Source organism: Pantoea sp. CFCC18179, assembly GCF_059412405.1.
The window spans coordinates 23,678-38,328 of sequence record NZ_JBNBPM010000017.1 but is presented as its reverse complement, the minus strand read 5'-3'; the positions used below and the strand labels follow the sequence as shown (position 1 = coordinate 38,328).

The 14,651-nt window shown below is 55.5% G+C and carries 12 protein-coding genes; 8 read left to right on the top strand and 4 right to left on the bottom strand.

Features of this window, described 5'->3' with window-relative positions:
* The first annotated feature begins 6 nt into the window (after window positions 1-6).
* Window positions 7-1,329 (top strand): type II toxin-antitoxin system HipA family toxin YjjJ, encoded by a 1,323-nt coding sequence (gene yjjJ / locus ACPUC7_RS21695; RefSeq protein WP_494924487.1) that lies wholly within the window; start codon window positions 7-9, stop codon window positions 1,327-1,329.
* On the opposite strand, the gene ACPUC7_RS21690 is transcribed toward yjjJ, so the two are convergent.
* On the bottom strand, window positions 1,326-2,003 hold the full coding sequence (locus tag ACPUC7_RS21690) for a YtjB family periplasmic protein (protein ID WP_494924486.1): 678 nt from the start codon (window positions 2,001-2,003) through the stop codon (window positions 1,326-1,328). The genes yjjJ and ACPUC7_RS21690 overlap by 4 nt on opposite strands.
* Window positions 2,004-2,110: 107 nt before the next feature.
* Between ACPUC7_RS21690 and serB the strand changes: the two genes are divergently transcribed.
* The 3 genes from serB to nadR all read left to right on the top strand — a co-directional run bounded on the left by serB (window position 2,111) and on the right by nadR (window position 5,824).
* Complete coding sequence (serB, locus tag ACPUC7_RS21685) at window positions 2,111-3,088, top strand: phosphoserine phosphatase (RefSeq protein ID WP_343554158.1); 978 nt, start codon at window positions 2,111-2,113, stop codon at window positions 3,086-3,088.
* Window positions 3,089-3,101: 13 nt separating this feature from the next.
* Window positions 3,102-4,487, top strand: a complete 1,386-nt coding sequence (gene radA / locus ACPUC7_RS21680) for a DNA repair protein RadA (RefSeq protein ID WP_343554157.1) — start codon at window positions 3,102-3,104, stop codon at window positions 4,485-4,487.
* Window positions 4,488-4,597: 110 nt separating this feature from the next.
* A complete protein-coding gene (gene nadR, locus ACPUC7_RS21675) occupies window positions 4,598-5,824 on the top strand; it encodes a multifunctional transcriptional regulator/nicotinamide-nucleotide adenylyltransferase/ribosylnicotinamide kinase NadR (protein WP_494924485.1) in 1,227 nt (408 codons plus the stop codon).
* Between the two features lie 50 nt (window positions 5,825-5,874).
* Here nadR and ettA read toward each other — a convergent pair whose 3' ends face one another.
* Complete coding sequence (gene ettA / locus ACPUC7_RS21670; RefSeq protein ID WP_494924484.1) at window positions 5,875-7,542, bottom strand: energy-dependent translational throttle protein EttA; 1,668 nt, start codon at window positions 7,540-7,542, stop codon at window positions 5,875-5,877.
* Between the two features lie 195 nt (window positions 7,543-7,737).
* Entirely contained in the window at window positions 7,738-8,502 is a 765-nt protein-coding gene (gene deoR, locus ACPUC7_RS21665; RefSeq protein ID WP_494924535.1) for a DNA-binding transcriptional repressor DeoR, read from the bottom strand.
* A 359-nt stretch (window positions 8,503-8,861) separates the two neighbouring features.
* Here deoR and rbsK point away from each other — a divergent pair, with 359 nt between their 5' ends.
* The 4 genes from rbsK (at window position 8,862) to ACPUC7_RS21645 (ending at window position 13,884) form a co-directional block, all read left to right on the top strand.
* The gene (gene rbsK / locus ACPUC7_RS21660) at window positions 8,862-9,779 is read left to right on the top strand and encodes a ribokinase (protein WP_494924483.1); all 918 of its coding nucleotides are present in this window, start codon (window positions 8,862-8,864) and stop codon (window positions 9,777-9,779) included.
* A 9-nt stretch (window positions 9,780-9,788) separates the two neighbouring features.
* On the top strand, window positions 9,789-11,114 hold the full coding sequence (gene fucP, locus ACPUC7_RS21655; protein ID WP_494924482.1) for an L-fucose:H+ symporter permease: 1,326 nt from the start codon (window positions 9,789-9,791) through the stop codon (window positions 11,112-11,114).
* On the top strand, window positions 11,111-12,124 hold the full coding sequence (locus tag ACPUC7_RS21650; RefSeq protein ID WP_494924481.1) for an aldose 1-epimerase family protein: 1,014 nt from the start codon (window positions 11,111-11,113) through the stop codon (window positions 12,122-12,124). The genes fucP and ACPUC7_RS21650 overlap by 4 nt, the downstream gene beginning before the upstream one ends.
* Before the next feature lie 179 nt (window positions 12,125-12,303).
* Window positions 12,304-13,884 carry a methyl-accepting chemotaxis protein gene (locus tag ACPUC7_RS21645; RefSeq protein WP_494924480.1) on the top strand — a complete coding sequence of 527 codons (1,581 nt, stop codon included), beginning with the start codon at window positions 12,304-12,306 and terminating at the stop codon, window positions 13,882-13,884.
* Window positions 13,885-13,951: 67 nt separating this feature from the next.
* Here the strand turns inward: ACPUC7_RS21645 and urtE are convergent, their stop codons facing one another.
* Window positions 13,952-14,650: an urea ABC transporter ATP-binding subunit UrtE gene (gene urtE, locus ACPUC7_RS21640; protein ID WP_494924479.1), complete on the bottom strand. Its 699-nt coding sequence runs from the start codon at window positions 14,648-14,650 to the stop codon at window positions 13,952-13,954.
* Window position 14,651: the final 1 nt, after the last annotated feature.

Sequence of the window (14,651 nt, the reverse complement as noted above, 5' to 3'; positions counted from 1 at the left end):
AAACGCATGGCTGATGTGCAAAGTTTGCTGCTGGAAGGCCCGCTCAGCGCGGCGGATCTGCTGCGTCGCCTGAATATCAGTCAGGCCACTTTGTCACGTCAGTTGCGCCAACATCCCCAAATCGTGAAATGGGGCAAAGCGCGCGCCACGCGTTATGCCTTATTACGTCCAGTTCGTGGTGAAAGCCGTTTTCCACTTTACCGCATTAGTGAAACAGGCCAGGCGATGCCCGCCGGATGGCTGTTGCCAACCTGGCCGCAAGGCAGCTGTTTGCATTTTGATGCACAGCAACAAGGCCGCTTTTACGATGGCTTGCCGTGGTTTTTGCATGATATGCGGCCGCAAGGTTTTCTTGGTCGTCAATGGGGCCGGGAAAACGCGCAATTGCTGGAGTTGAATGATGACATTCGTTTGTGGAGTGACGATCAATGCTTGATGGCGCTGGCTAACGGCGGCATTGATATGCCGGGCGCCTATATGATTGGCGACAGAACCTATCAGCGCTGGTTGCAGCAGCCTGCGCCACAATCCATCCGTGAAGATCAAAAAGCGCATCGCTATCAGCAGCTGGCGCAGCAAGCGTTAAGTGGCGATGAACCGGGGTCATCGGCGGGTGGTGAACAACCCAAATTTCTCTGTTATGCCGCCACCACGCAAGGCGATCGCCACTGTTTAGTGAAGTTTACCGTTGCACGTCAAAGTGATAATGCCGAGCGCTGGCGCGATATGCTGCGCGCTGAACATGTTGCTTTACAGCATTTAAATGACGCTGGATTAGCCGCCGCGCGCAGCCAGATCATTGCTAATGAAGGGCAGCTATTTCTCGAAGTGCAGCGCTTTGATCGCCACGCTGACCGCGGTCGACGCTGCATGAATTCGCTGGAAGCGGTGAGTGCGGAATTTATCGGCCATCAACAACATTGGCCCGCTGCGTTGCAGGAGTTGCAGCGTCAGCAGCGAATCACGCCAGACACACAACAACGCGGCACTTTGCAGTGGGCGTTTGGCCGCTTGATTGCCAACAGCGATATGCATGCTGGGAATCTGTCATTTTTCACTGAAGATCAACGTTTCAGTTTGACGCCGGCGTACGACATGTTACCGATGGCGCTGGCACCCAATTCGCAGGGACATATGCGTGATGAGGTGAAACTGACGTTGGAGTTTTCGTTACCGGGCGAGGTGTGGCGTGCTGCCAGCGCGATGGCCAAACGCTACTGGCAGACGATTTCAAGAGATGCGGCATTTAGCGCCGATTTTCGCCGCATCGCTGAACAGGCATTACAGCAGCTAGCGGCGCTGGATATCACGCTAGAGAAAATGGCTTAACCGCCTTTCTCCGATTCGGAGGTCGCTGCCGCTTCTTCCTCTTCTTTCTCTTTATCCTCTTTCACCGTGCGGCTCGCCGTCAGTAGGAACGGCGATTGCTGCCAGCGGGTGCGGCGGTCGCGCAGCAGGGTACGCGTTAAAATGATGCCGATCGCCAGTGCCAGTAACATCATCAAACGCAGGATATTGGTGGTGTTATCCACCTGACGCGATTCGGTCACCAGCACATGGGTATCCAGCGTCACGCGCAGAAAACCTTGCGGGCCGTCTTTGCCTTCCAGCGGCTGCACGATTTGGTGGTTAAAGTAGCTGCCCGCGCGTTTGCCATCCAATCCCAAACGATCGCGCACATTAATACTTTCACCGCTGTGCGCCACCAAACTGCCATCATCGGCGTACACTGACGCATCCAGAATGCGGCTGTTATCCGTCATTTGATTAAGGATGGCGGAGATTTGCGTGCGGTTATCGTCGCTGTTATCCATCAACGGTTTCAGGCTGAACGCCACCTGTTTAGTCAGCGTGTGCGCCAGTTCTTCCACTTGTTCGGAACGCGCCATTTGATGGCCGAGGCTAAACCAGGATGCGCCCTGCATCAGGACCACTAACAGTGCCAGCGAGATAAGAACAATCACCGTGCGATGCAGGCGAAATTTCAGTGCGGTTTTGACCATCAGAAACCCGTGTGATGTAACAGCAGAAAGGCTGGCAATTATGTTGCCAGAACCCGCGCAGACAAGGTAGCCTCTTGCGTGGTTTTGTTGTCCCTACAGGAGCTGTAATGCCAAATCGTCTTACCTGGTGCGATCTGCCCGCCGATGTCTCACTTTGGCCGGGTTTACCCCTTTCCCTCAGCGGTGATGAAGTGATGCCGCTGGATTACCGTGCTGGTCGAACTGGCTGGTTGCTGTATGGGCGCGGGCTCGATAAACAAAAACTGACCGATTACCAGCACAAGCTGGGTGCGGCGATGGTGATCGTCAGCGCCTGGAATGTCGATGAGTATCAGGTGGTACGGTTAGCCGGTTCGCTGACGCCGCGCGCCAGCAAACTGGCGCATGACGCTGGTTTTGATGTGGCACCGCTCGGCAAAATCCCTCATCTGAAAACGCCAGGTTTGCTGGTGATGGACATGGATTCCACCGCCATCCAGATTGAATGCATTGATGAAATCGCCAAACTGGCGGGTTGTGGCGAGCAGGTGGCGGAAGTTACCGAACGCGCGATGCGCGGCGAACTGGATTTCAAAGCCAGCCTGCGTGAGCGCGTGGGTAAACTGGCTGATGCCGATGCCAACATCCTGATGCAAGTGCGCGATACACTGCCGCTGATGCCGGGATTGACCACGCTGGTGCAGAAGCTGCAAGCGCTGGGCTGGCAGGTGGCGATCGCTTCAGGTGGTTTCACTTTCTACGCCGATTATCTGCGTCAAAGTTTGCATCTGGCTGCGGCCGTTGCCAACGAACTGGAAATTCGCGACGGCAAGCTGACCGGCCAGGTGCTGGGACAGATTGTTGATGCCCAATTTAAAGCCGATACCCTGAACAATCTGGCGCAACGCTTTGATATCGCACCGGAACAAACCGTGGCGATTGGCGATGGTGCTAACGATTTGCCGATGATTAAAACCGCGGCGCTGGGTATCGCCTATCATGCTAAACCGAAAGTGAATGAGCAGACGGAAATCATCATCCGTCACGCCGATTTGATGGGGGTGTTCTGCATCCTGACCGGCAGCCTGATTCACGAAGAGCGTTAATTGAGGATTTGATTTGGCCAAAGCGGCAAAACGCGCCTTCGTTTGTAACGAATGCGGCGCTGATTATCCGCGCTGGCAGGGGCAATGCAGCGCCTGTCATGCGTGGAACACCATCACCGAGGTGCGCATTGCCGCCTCGCCAGCAGCGGCACGTAATGAGCGCCTGAGCGGCTATGCTGGCGGTAACGCGGGCGTCAGCCGGGTGCAAAAACTGTCGGAAATCAGCCTTGAAGCGCTGCCGCGTTTCTCCACCAGTTTCAAAGAGTTTGACCGCGTATTGGGCGGCGGTGTAGTGCCGGGTAGCGCCATTTTGATTGGCGGTAATCCGGGCGCCGGTAAGTCGACGCTGCTATTGCAGGTGATGTGCAAGCTGGCGGAAGGGATGAAAACCCTGTACGTCACCGGTGAAGAATCGTTGCAACAAGTCGCGATGCGCGCCCATCGTCTGGGATTACCGACTGAAAACCTCAACATGTTGTCGGAAACCAGCATCGAGCAGATCTGCCTGATCGCTGAGCAGGAACAGCCGAAACTGATGGTGATCGACTCGATCCAGGTGATGCACATGGCGGAGATCCAATCTTCGCCTGGTAGTGTCGCGCAGGTGCGTGAAACCGCCGCTTACCTGACGCGCTTCGCCAAAACGCGCGGCGTGGCGATCATTATGGTCGGCCACGTCACCAAAGACGGTTCGCTGGCTGGCCCGAAAGTGCTGGAACACTGCATCGACTGTTCGGTGATGCTGGATGGCGATGCCGATTCGCGTTTCCGTACCTTGCGCAGCCACAAAAACCGCTTTGGTGCGGTGAATGAGTTGGGCGTGTTCGCCATGACTGAGCAAGGCATGCGCGAAGTCAGCAATCCGTCGGCCATTTTCCTGTCACGCGGCGATGAGATCACCTCGGGCAGTTCGGTGATGGTGTTGTGGGAAGGCACGCGCCCGCTGCTGGTGGAGATTCAGGCGCTGGTCGATCACTCGATGATGGGCAATCCGCGCCGTGTGGCCGTCGGTCTGGAGCAGAATCGTCTGGCGATCTTGCTCGCGGTGCTGCATCGCCACGGCGGATTGCAGATGGCGGATCAGGATGTGTTCGTCAACGTGGTCGGCGGTGTGAAAGTCACTGAAACCAGCGTCGATTTGGCGCTGCTGATGGCGATGGTCTCCAGCTTCCGCGATCGTCCGTTGCCGCAGGATCTGGTGATCTTCGGCGAAGTCGGCCTGGCCGGAGAAATTCGCCCGGTGCCAAGCGGGCAAGAGCGTATTTCGGAAGCGGCCAAGCACGGTTTCAAACGCGCGATTGTGCCAGCGGGTAACGCCCCGAAGAAGCCAGTAGACGGGATGAAAGTCTACAGCGCCAAAAAGCTGGCCGATGCGCTGGCGATTTTGGATGAACTGTAAGTTTGCCTGGTCGGCATAAATGCCGACCCTACGAAAATCGCTGCAAACATCTGTAAGGTCGCCATTCATGGTGATCGTTTTGCGCTTTAATTCCACGCAGGAGGCACTAAATGTCATCGTTTGACTACCTGAAAACAGCCATTCGCCAGCAAGGCCACACGCTGCAGCAGGTTGCCGATGCCAGCGGAATGACCAAAGGCTATTTAAGCCAACTGCTCAACGCCAAAATCAAAAGCCCCAGCGCGCAGAAGCTGGAAGCGCTGCACCGTTTCCTTGGTCTTGAATTCCCGCGCCGCGACAAAACCGTTGGTGTGGTGTTCGGCAAGTTTTATCCGCTGCATACCGGCCACATCTATTTGATCCAGCGCGCCTGTAGCCAGGTTGATGAACTGCACATCATCATGGGCCACGACGATCCGCGCGATCGTGAACTGTTTGAAAACAGCGCCATGTCGCAACAACCGACCATCAGCGATCGTCTGCGCTGGTTGCTGCAAACCTTCAAATACCAGAAAAACATCCGCATCCATTCATTTGATGAAGAAGGGATTGAACCCTATCCGCACGGTTGGGATGTGTGGAGCGGCGGCGTAAAAGCGTTTCTGGCTGAGCAGGGCATCGAAGCGAACTGTGTCTACACCAGCGAGGAACCCGATGCGGCGATGTATGAGCAGCACCTCGGTATTCCGGCGGTGGTGATCGATCCTAATCGATCGTTTATGAACATCAGCGGCGGCCAGATTCGTCAGGATCCGTTCCGCTATTGGGAGTACATTCCCACCGAAGTGAAGCCGTTCTTTGTACGCACCGTGGCGGTATTGGGCGGTGAATCCAGCGGTAAATCAACGCTGGTGAACAAGTTAGCCAACATCTTCAACACCACCAGTGCGTGGGAATATGGCCGTGATTATGTGTTCTCGCACCTCGGTGGTGATGAGATGGCACTGCAATATTCCGATTACGACAAAATCGCGCTCGGCCAGGCGCAGTACATTGATTTTGCGGTGAAATACGCCAGCAAAGTGGCGTTTATCGATACCGATTTCATCACTACGCAGGCGTTTTGCCTTAAGTATGAAGGGCGTGAACATCCATTCGTGCAGGCGCTGATTGATGAATATCGTTTCGATCTGGTGATTTTGCTGGAGAACAACGTGCCGTGGGTAGCTGATGGTTTGCGCAGCCTTGGTAGCTCAATGGATCGCCGAGAATTCCAGTCAATGCTGGTGACGATGCTGCGTGAAAACAATATCGAGTTTGTGCATGTGAAAGAGGATGACTACGATGCTAGATTCTTGCGCTGCGTTGAATTAGTGAAGCAGATGCTGGGCAGTTAAATCAACATAAAAAAGGCGCCAATCTGGCGCCTTTTTCACATCTAAAACAATTACTTCGTCATACGCTTGTACTTGATACGCTTTGGCTCCAGCGCATCGGCGCCGAGGGTGCGTTTCTTGTACTCTTCGTACTCGGTAAAGTTACCTTCGAAGAACTCCACCTTACCTTCATCTTGATAATCAATGATGTGGGTGGCGATACGGTCGAGGAACCAACGGTCATGCGAGATCACCATGGCGCAGCCAGGGAATTCCAGCAAGGCGTTTTCCAGCGCGCGCAGAGTTTCGATGTCGAGGTCGTTGGTGGGTTCATCGAGCAGCAGCAGGTTGCCGCCAACTTGCAGCAGTTTCGCCAGGTGCAGACGACCGCGCTCACCACCGGACAATTCGCCGACGCGTTTGCCCTGATCGGTGCCTTTGAAGTTGAAGCGACCAACATAGGCACGGCTTGGCATCTCAGTGTTGCCGACGCGCATGATGTCCTGACCGCCAGAGACTTCTTCGAACACGGTTTTGGAGTTGTCCATCGCGTCACGGAACTGATCAACCGATGCCAGCTTGACGGTTTCGCCCAGCTCGATGGTGCCGGAATCCGGTTGTTCCTGACCTGACATCATGCGGAACAGCGTAGATTTACCCGCGCCGTTCGGGCCGATGATGCCGACAATCGCGCCTTTTGGTACTGAGAAAGTCAGATCGTCGATCAATACGCGATCGCCATACGATTTCTTCAGATTGGTCACTTCCAGCACTTTGTCGCCGAGGCGCGCACCAGGTGGAATGAACAATTCGTTGGTTTCGTTACGCTTCTGGTAATCGGTGTTGTTCAGCTCTTCAAAGCGTGCCAGACGGGCTTTGCCCTTAGACTGACGGCCTTTCGCGCCTTGACGTACCCACTCCAGCTCTTTCTCAATCGACTTACGACGCGCCGCTTCAGAAGACGCTTCCTGCGCCAGACGCTGATCTTTCTGCTCCAGCCAGGAAGAGTAGTTGCCTTCCCACGGAATACCTTCGCCGCGGTCCAGTTCCAGAATCCAGCCAGCAACGTTATCAAGGAAGTAACGGTCGTGCGTGATTGCCACCACGGTGCCTTCGAAGTCGTGCAGGAAGCGCTCAAGCCATGCCACGGATTCTGCATCCAGGTGGTTGGTTGGTTCGTCGAGCAGCAGCATGTCTGGCTTTTCCAGCAACAAGCGGCACAGCGCTACGCGGCGGCGTTCACCACCGGAAAGGGTAGCGATTTTCGCATCCCAATCGGGTAGACGCATGGCATCAGCAGCACGGTTCAGTTGGGTATCAAGGTTGTGACCATCGTGCGCCTGAATCACCTCTTCCAGACGACCTTGTTCTGCGGCCAGCTTGTCGAAATCCGCATCTGGATCAGCGTACAGCGCATAAACTTCGTCGAGACGCTTCAGTGCACCAACCACTTCAGAAACCGCTTCTTCCACCGATTCGCGCACGGTGTGCTCTGGATTCAGCTGTGGTTCCTGCGGCAGATAACCGACATTGATGCCCGGCTGTGGGCGCGCTTCCCCTTCAATATCTTTATCGATACCGGCCATGATGCGCAGCAGCGTGGATTTACCCGAACCGTTCAGGCCGAGTACACCGATTTTTGCTCCAGGGAAGAAGCTAAGAGAAATATTCTTCAGGATGTGACGCTTCGGCGGAACAACCTTGCCGACGCGATGCATGCTATAGACGAATTGAGCCACGTTGTATTGAGCCTTTTGGTCTGTGTGATATGAACTTTAGGTACAGAAGTTTAGCTGTTTTCACCCTTTATTCATACCCGTCATACATCGGCTTGCCGCGGTCTTTATCGGTCACCATAAATGGCGACCCTACAACACATCTGCACGCTTTTGTAGGGGCGCCATTTATGGTGACCAACATGCAATATCATCAACTTATGGCAAACGCAGCGGGATGTTTTGTTGCGCCAGCCAGCTCTTCAGCGCCGGTTCGGGCGCGCTGTCACTCACCAGTAAATCAAAACGGCGCAGCTCGCCAATGCGCGCGGGCAGCACTTTGCCGAATTTACTGCTGTCCGCCACTAACACGCGTTGGCGCGAGCGCAGCATGGCGTGGTGCTTCATGGCTAACTCATTGATGTTATAGCAAGTCGCGCCCTGTTCCTGATCGATACCCGCGGCAGAAATAAACGCCAATGTCGGGCAGAGATCGTCGAGGATCGAATGCGCGCCAATCGGTGTGAACAGGGCGTTATCGGCGTGGAATTCGCCGCCGCTGAGAATCACGTTGCAGGCCGGTTTCTCTTTCAACGCCAGGAAGGTGTTCATCGCGCAGCAGATGGCGGTGAACGGCAAGCTATCGGGAATCGCATCAACGATGTACGGCAGCGTGGTGCCGCAATCGAAAAACACCGTGTCATTTTCACTGATCAAGCCCGCCGCAGCCTGCGCCAAACGCTGTTTACGCGCGGCGTTTTGCCCATGCTGATCCGAAACGAAGTAGTGACCAGCGTGGCTTTTCGGATCGCTGACAATGTAGCCGCCCAGCAGCACCACGGTGGAAGCGGGTTCAGTGAGATCGCGGCGAATGGTCATTTCTGAAACGCCAAGCAACTGCGCCGCATCTTTCAGGTGCAATTTATCGGTGCGTTTCAGCGCCTGAGCCAACTTGTGAATGCGTTCGTCGCGGCGGGTTTCCATGATCATCTCTGCGTCATTAATCCTGAAGTCGAAGCTGCTGGGGCGAGAAATCGCGATAAATCTCACAGATTTTAATGATTTGCGAGGTTTTCAGCAGGCCAGTTTTTAATCTTACCTGTAATGAGATCGGCCCGCAAACGCCGTGCAATGCCGTTCTCACCGCTTCGTTGCCATCACGTCACTCAGCGTTCAATGATGTTGCGTTGTTAATATAATAACATTTACTCATCCCGCACCAGCAATGAAATCGGCTTTAACAACCCTTCAGAGCTGTGAAATTTATCACATAATTAACTTTGTTAACTTGGTATTGTGATTTTAATAACATTTTAAGGCTAAAAATTCACCGGGAGAGAACAATGGATATCGCGGTTATTGGGTCAAACATGGTTGACCTCATTACCTACACCAACCAGCTGCCAAAAGCAGGCGAAACGCTGGAAGCACCTGATTTCGCCATTGGTTGCGGTGGCAAAGGGGCAAATCAGGCGGTTGCGGCGGCAAAAATGGGTGGCAGCGTGATGATGGTCAGCAAAGTCGGTGATGACTTGTTCGCGCCAAATACCGTGGCCAACCTGCAACAGCAGGGCGTGGATACGCGCTTTGTTACCACCGCGCCGGGTACCTCCAGCGGCGTGGCACCGATCTTTGTCGATGACCAATCGCAGAACCGTATTCTGATTATTAAAGGCGCCAACCAGCAGCTCAAGCCAGCGGATATTGATGCCGCGGCTGAGGCGCTGAAAGCGTGCAAGCTGATCATCCTGCAACTCGAAGTGCCGCTGGAAACGGTGTATTACGCCATCGATTTTGCCCGTCACAACAATATCAAAGTGATCCTCAATCCGGCTCCGGCGGTCGCCGATCTCAACATCGATTATGCCTGCCAATGCGATTTCTTCATGCCGAATGAAACCGAGCTGGAGATCCTCACCGGTATGCCGGTGAACAGCGATGAAGAAGTAAAGCTGGCGGGGCAATCGCTGCTTAAGCGCGGGCTGAAAAACCTGATTATCACGCTGGGCGGCCGCGGTTCGCTGTGGATGGCCGGCGACATACTGCATCACGTTGCGCCAACAGCGGTAAAAGCGGTCGATACCAGTGGCGCGGGCGATGCCTTCATCGGCTGTTTCGCGCAAGCATTGGTCAAAACCGGCGACATTCCTGCCGCGATGGCGCAAGCGTCGGCGTATGCCGCGTGCAGCGTCACCGGGCGCGGCACGCAGCGCTCTTATCCCGACGCGGAAACCTTCCAGCGTTTTCTCAACGTTCACTGAGGACGAGTTATGCAAACGAACATTGTTCAGCAATCTGATGGCTATTTGAATAAAACGCCGCTGTTCCAGTTCATCTTGCTCTCGTGCCTGTTCCCGTTGTGGGGCTGTGCGGCGAGTCTGAATGACATTTTGATCACCCAGTTTAAAAGCGTGTTTGCCCTGAGCGATTTCGCCAGCGCGCTGGTGCAGAGTGCGTTCTACGGTGGCTATTTCCTGATTGCGATTCCGGCTTCGCTGGTGATTCGCAAAGCCAGCTACAAACTGGCGATTTTGATGGGACTGGCGCTGTATATCGCCGGTTGCGTGCTGTTTTATCCTGCTTCGCACATGGCGACGTACACCATGTTCCTTGCGGCAATTTTCGCTATCGCCATTGGTCTGAGCTTCCTGGAAACCGCTGCCAACACGTACAGCTCGATGATTGGTCACCGCGATCACGCCACGCTGCGCCTCAACATCAGCCAGACGTTCTATCCGGTTGGCGCGTTAATGGGCATCGTGCTGGGCAAATATTTGGTGTTCCAGGATGGTGAAAGCCTGGAAAGCCAGCTGGCGGGAATGAACGCCGAACAGGCGCACGCTTTCCGTCTCAGCATGCTGGAACATACGCTGGAGCCGTACAAATATCTGGTGATGGTTTTGGTGGTGGTGATGCTGCTGTTCCTGTTCACCCGATATCCGCGCTGCAAGCCGGAAAGCAATGAAAAATCGTTGCCATCGCTGGGTGAAACCTTCCGCTATCTGGCTGGCAATCGTCACTTTAAGCGCGGGATTCTGGCGCAGTTCCTGTATGTCGGCATGCAAGTGGCGGTGTGGTCGTTCACCATTCGTCTGGCGTTAACGCTGGGAGCGACCAACGAACGCCACGCTTCGAACTTTATGATTTACAGCTTTATCGGCTTCTTCATCGGTAAGTTTGTCGCCAATTTCCTGATGGCACGTTTCCGCGCCGAAAAAGTGTTGATCGCCTATTCGGTGCTGGGCGTGATGGCGTTGGCGTGGGTGATGTTTGTGCCGAACTTCACCGCGGTGTACGCCGCCATTCTGGTCAGCGCGCTGTTTGGGCCGTGCTGGGCCACTATTTATGCCGGCACGCTGGCGACGGTGGATAACAAATATACCGAAGTGGCAGGCGCGTTTATCGTGATGTCGATTGTCGGAGCCGCCTTCATTCCAGCGATTCAGGGTTTCGTCTCCGATCATCTGGGATCGATGCAGCTGGCGTTTGGCGTGTCGCTGCTGTGCTTTGCCTGGGTTGGCTTCTTCTTCTGGGGCGAACTGCGCCATAAAAAACAGGCTGAAGCCGCTGGCCGTTTAGTCGAGGAGATGCCATGAAAACCCGTTTACCGTTACGTCGCGAACAGTTCCATGAAACGCAAGGCACGCTGCTGCGCAATGAGACGTTTCACGTTGAACTGTTTCGCTATCCGGCTGGCGTGGAAGCGGTGCGCATCAGTAACCCACGCGGTTCAGTGATCGTGCTGCCGTTCTACGGCCAAATGGTGTGGGATGCCACGTTTGACGGGCATTCATTGACCATGGGGCACAGCTTCAAGCAACCGCTGCTCGGCAGTTCGATTGTCGATACTTATGGCTGCTTCGCCTTCCACTCTGGCTTGCTGGCGAACGGTTGTCCGGCGGCGGATGACGATCATCCGCTGCACGGCGAAATGGCCTGCGCGCGCATGGACAGTGCCTGGATTGTGTTAGAGGACGATCGCCTGTCGCTAGAAGGGGAAACCGAATATGTGAAGGGCTTTGGCCATCACTATCTGGCGTCGCCAGCGGTGCGCGTCGAGGCCAATGCAGCACGTTTGCACATTGAGATGAACGTCACCAATCTGGCTGGCGCACCGATGCCGTTGCAGTACATGTGCCACCTCAACAGTGCGTGGCTGGAACAGGGGCGCTTCCAGCAATCGATCCCCAACGATGCGTTCCAGTTGCGTACCTCGATCCCGGCGCATGTCAAACCGACACCGCAGTGGCGCGCTTACACTGATCAACTGGCGCGCGATCCGTTGGCGTTCCAGCAGTTGGATCAGCCGGAGATGTGCGATCCGGAGATCGTGTTTTTTGCTGACGATTTGGCGCAGTACGGCGATGAAGTGCAGTTTGAACTGCATTCGCCGCAGGGATTTGCGTTGATGACGCGCTTCTCCAGCCAGCAATTCCCGCACGCCACGCGCTGGATGCTGCACAATCGCGATCAGCAAGTCGCCGCCTATGTGTTACCCGCCACTTGTCGCCCGGAGGGCTTCAACGCCGCACAACGTGCCGGCACGCTAATTGAGTTAGCACCCGGCGAGCAACGCCATTTCAGCGTTGAAACTGGCATTTTGTAAGGTCGCCATTTATGGTGACCCCATTTCCAGGTGCGCAATGATGCGCACCTGACATCCTCTGTCACAAAACTGCCACCAAATATCCTCGCCGAATGCATAAAGAGCGGCATCCCAGGGACGATAACCACTGCGACATTCGTCACATTGGTTTTTATCTCTCTCCACCAGGGTTCCGTTCTATGAAGCTCAACCATTTTAAAATTGGCCAGCGGCTGGGATTTCTCGCCACGCTGTTACTGTTCACCACGCTGCTGATGGGGCTGCACGGATTACAAGTCAACCTGCAAGCACTCGACAACAACCAGCAGGTGATGGCACGTGAAGTGCTGATTGCCGAAAGCATCGACACCGCGCGCAGTGCGCAGGTGCAGTTCAAAATTCAGGTGCAGGAGTGGAAAAACACCTTGCTGCGTGGCACCCAAGGGCAGGATACCTTTAACAAATACAAAAACGCCTTCCTCAAAGAGAGCCAGCAAACGCAGGCGCTGCTGACCAAACTCAGCCAGATCCAAACCGCGTTAGGTTTGCCAACCGCGCCGGTTGAGCAGGCGCGCGCGGTGCATGCTGGGCTGGAGAGCAAATATCTGGCGGCGCTGGATAACTATGCGATCAGCGATATCAACAGCGCCTCGAAGGTGGATCGTCTGGTGACAGGTATTGATCGCGCGCCGACTCAGCAGATCGATGATCTGGTGAGCGCCACCTTGCGACGTGCGCAGCAGATGCATCAGGAAATCGCCGCGCATAACCTCGCACATTACCAAAAAACGAAGTTGTTGCTGCTGGTGGCGATGGGCTGCATTTTGCTGGTCGGCGTGTGTATCACCGCCTGGCTGGTGCAGAGCATCACGCGTCCATTGAAGCAGGCGATTAATGTGGCGAAAACCGTGGCGGCGGGCGATTTGCGCACCCAGATTCAGGTGGTTGGCCGCGATGAAACCGCGCAGCTAATGGCGGCGCTACGCGACATGAACCATAACCTAACGCGCATCGTGACCGGCGTGCGCTCCGGTACTGAGGCGATTGCCGATACCACCGATCAAGTGGCACACGGCAGCCGCGAATTGTCGGCGCGCAACGAAGCGCAGGCCAGCGCATTGGAAGAAACGGCGGCATCGATGGAGCAGCTAACCTCGGTGGTGAAGAACAACGCCGAGAATGCGCGCCATGCCAGCGACATCGCACGTGATACGCGTCAACGTGCTGGCGACGGCGGCGAAGTGGTGGAAAAAGTGGTGGTGGCGATGGGTGAAATTCACCAGTTCTCGCGCGAGATCAACGAGATCGTCACGGTGATCGATGGCATCGCCTTCCAGACCAATATTCTGGCGCTTAACGCGGCGGTTGAAGCAGCCCGCGCAGGCAATGATGGTCGCGGTTTTGCCGTGGTGGCCTCGGAAGTGCGCGCGCTGGCACAACGTTCCGCCGCGGCGGCACGTGACATTCGCGGCCTCACCGATCGTTCCGTCACCTTGATCGCACAAGGCAACTCGTTGGTGAAAGGCGCGGGATCGTCGATGCAGGAGATCGTCGAAAGCGTCAAGCAGCTGTGCGAATTGATGGAGAACATTTCGGCGGCCAGCGCTGAACAGAGTGTTGGCATTGAGCAGGTGAATCTGGCGGTGACGCACATGGATGCCGCCACCCAGCAAAACGCCACGTTGTCGCAGCAGTCCGCGCAATCAGCACGTGCGCTGAATCAGCAGGTGGGTTCGCTGGTGGATAATATCAGTGTGTTCCAGCTAGACGCCGCGCGGTAAACCTCAGGTGCGCAAAAATGCGCACCCTACGTAAACTGGTAGGGTCGCCATTTATGGTGACCTGCTTTTAAATCGCCACCAATCCCCGTACGCCGTCGGCTTCCATGGCGTCACCGCGTCCGCGCTGCACGATCTCGCCGCGTGACATCACCAGATAGCTGTCGGCCAGTTCGGCGGCGAAATCGTAGAACTGCTCGACCAACAGAATCGCCATATCGCCGCGTTGCGCCAACTGGCGAATCACTGCGCCGATCTCTTTGATCACCGATGGCTGGATCCCTTCGGTCGGTTCATCGAGGATCAACAACTTTGGTGAACAGGCGAGGGCGCGGCCAATCGCCAATTGCTGCTGCTGTCCGCCCGACAGATCGCCGCCGCGTCGTGCCTTCATCTCGCGGAGCACCGGAAACAGCTGATAAATCTCCTCCGGCACGGTTTTGCTCTGCGCGCCGGAAAAGCGCGCCAAGCCCATCAGCAAATTCTCTTCCACTGTCAGACGTGGAAAGATTTCGCGCCCCTGCGGCACATAAGCAATACCGGCCTGCACGCGCTGATGCGGCTTGCGGCTGTTGATCACTTTATCCTGCCAGCGGATCTCGCCAGATTTGGCCGGGATCAACCCCATCAAACACTTCAGCAGCGTGGTTTTGCCGACACCGTTACGGCCGAGCAAGCAGGTGATTTCACCCGGTTTGGCTTCAAACGACAGCCCGCGCAAAATGTGGCTGCCACCGTAATATTGATTCAGTTCCGCGACTTGCAGCATG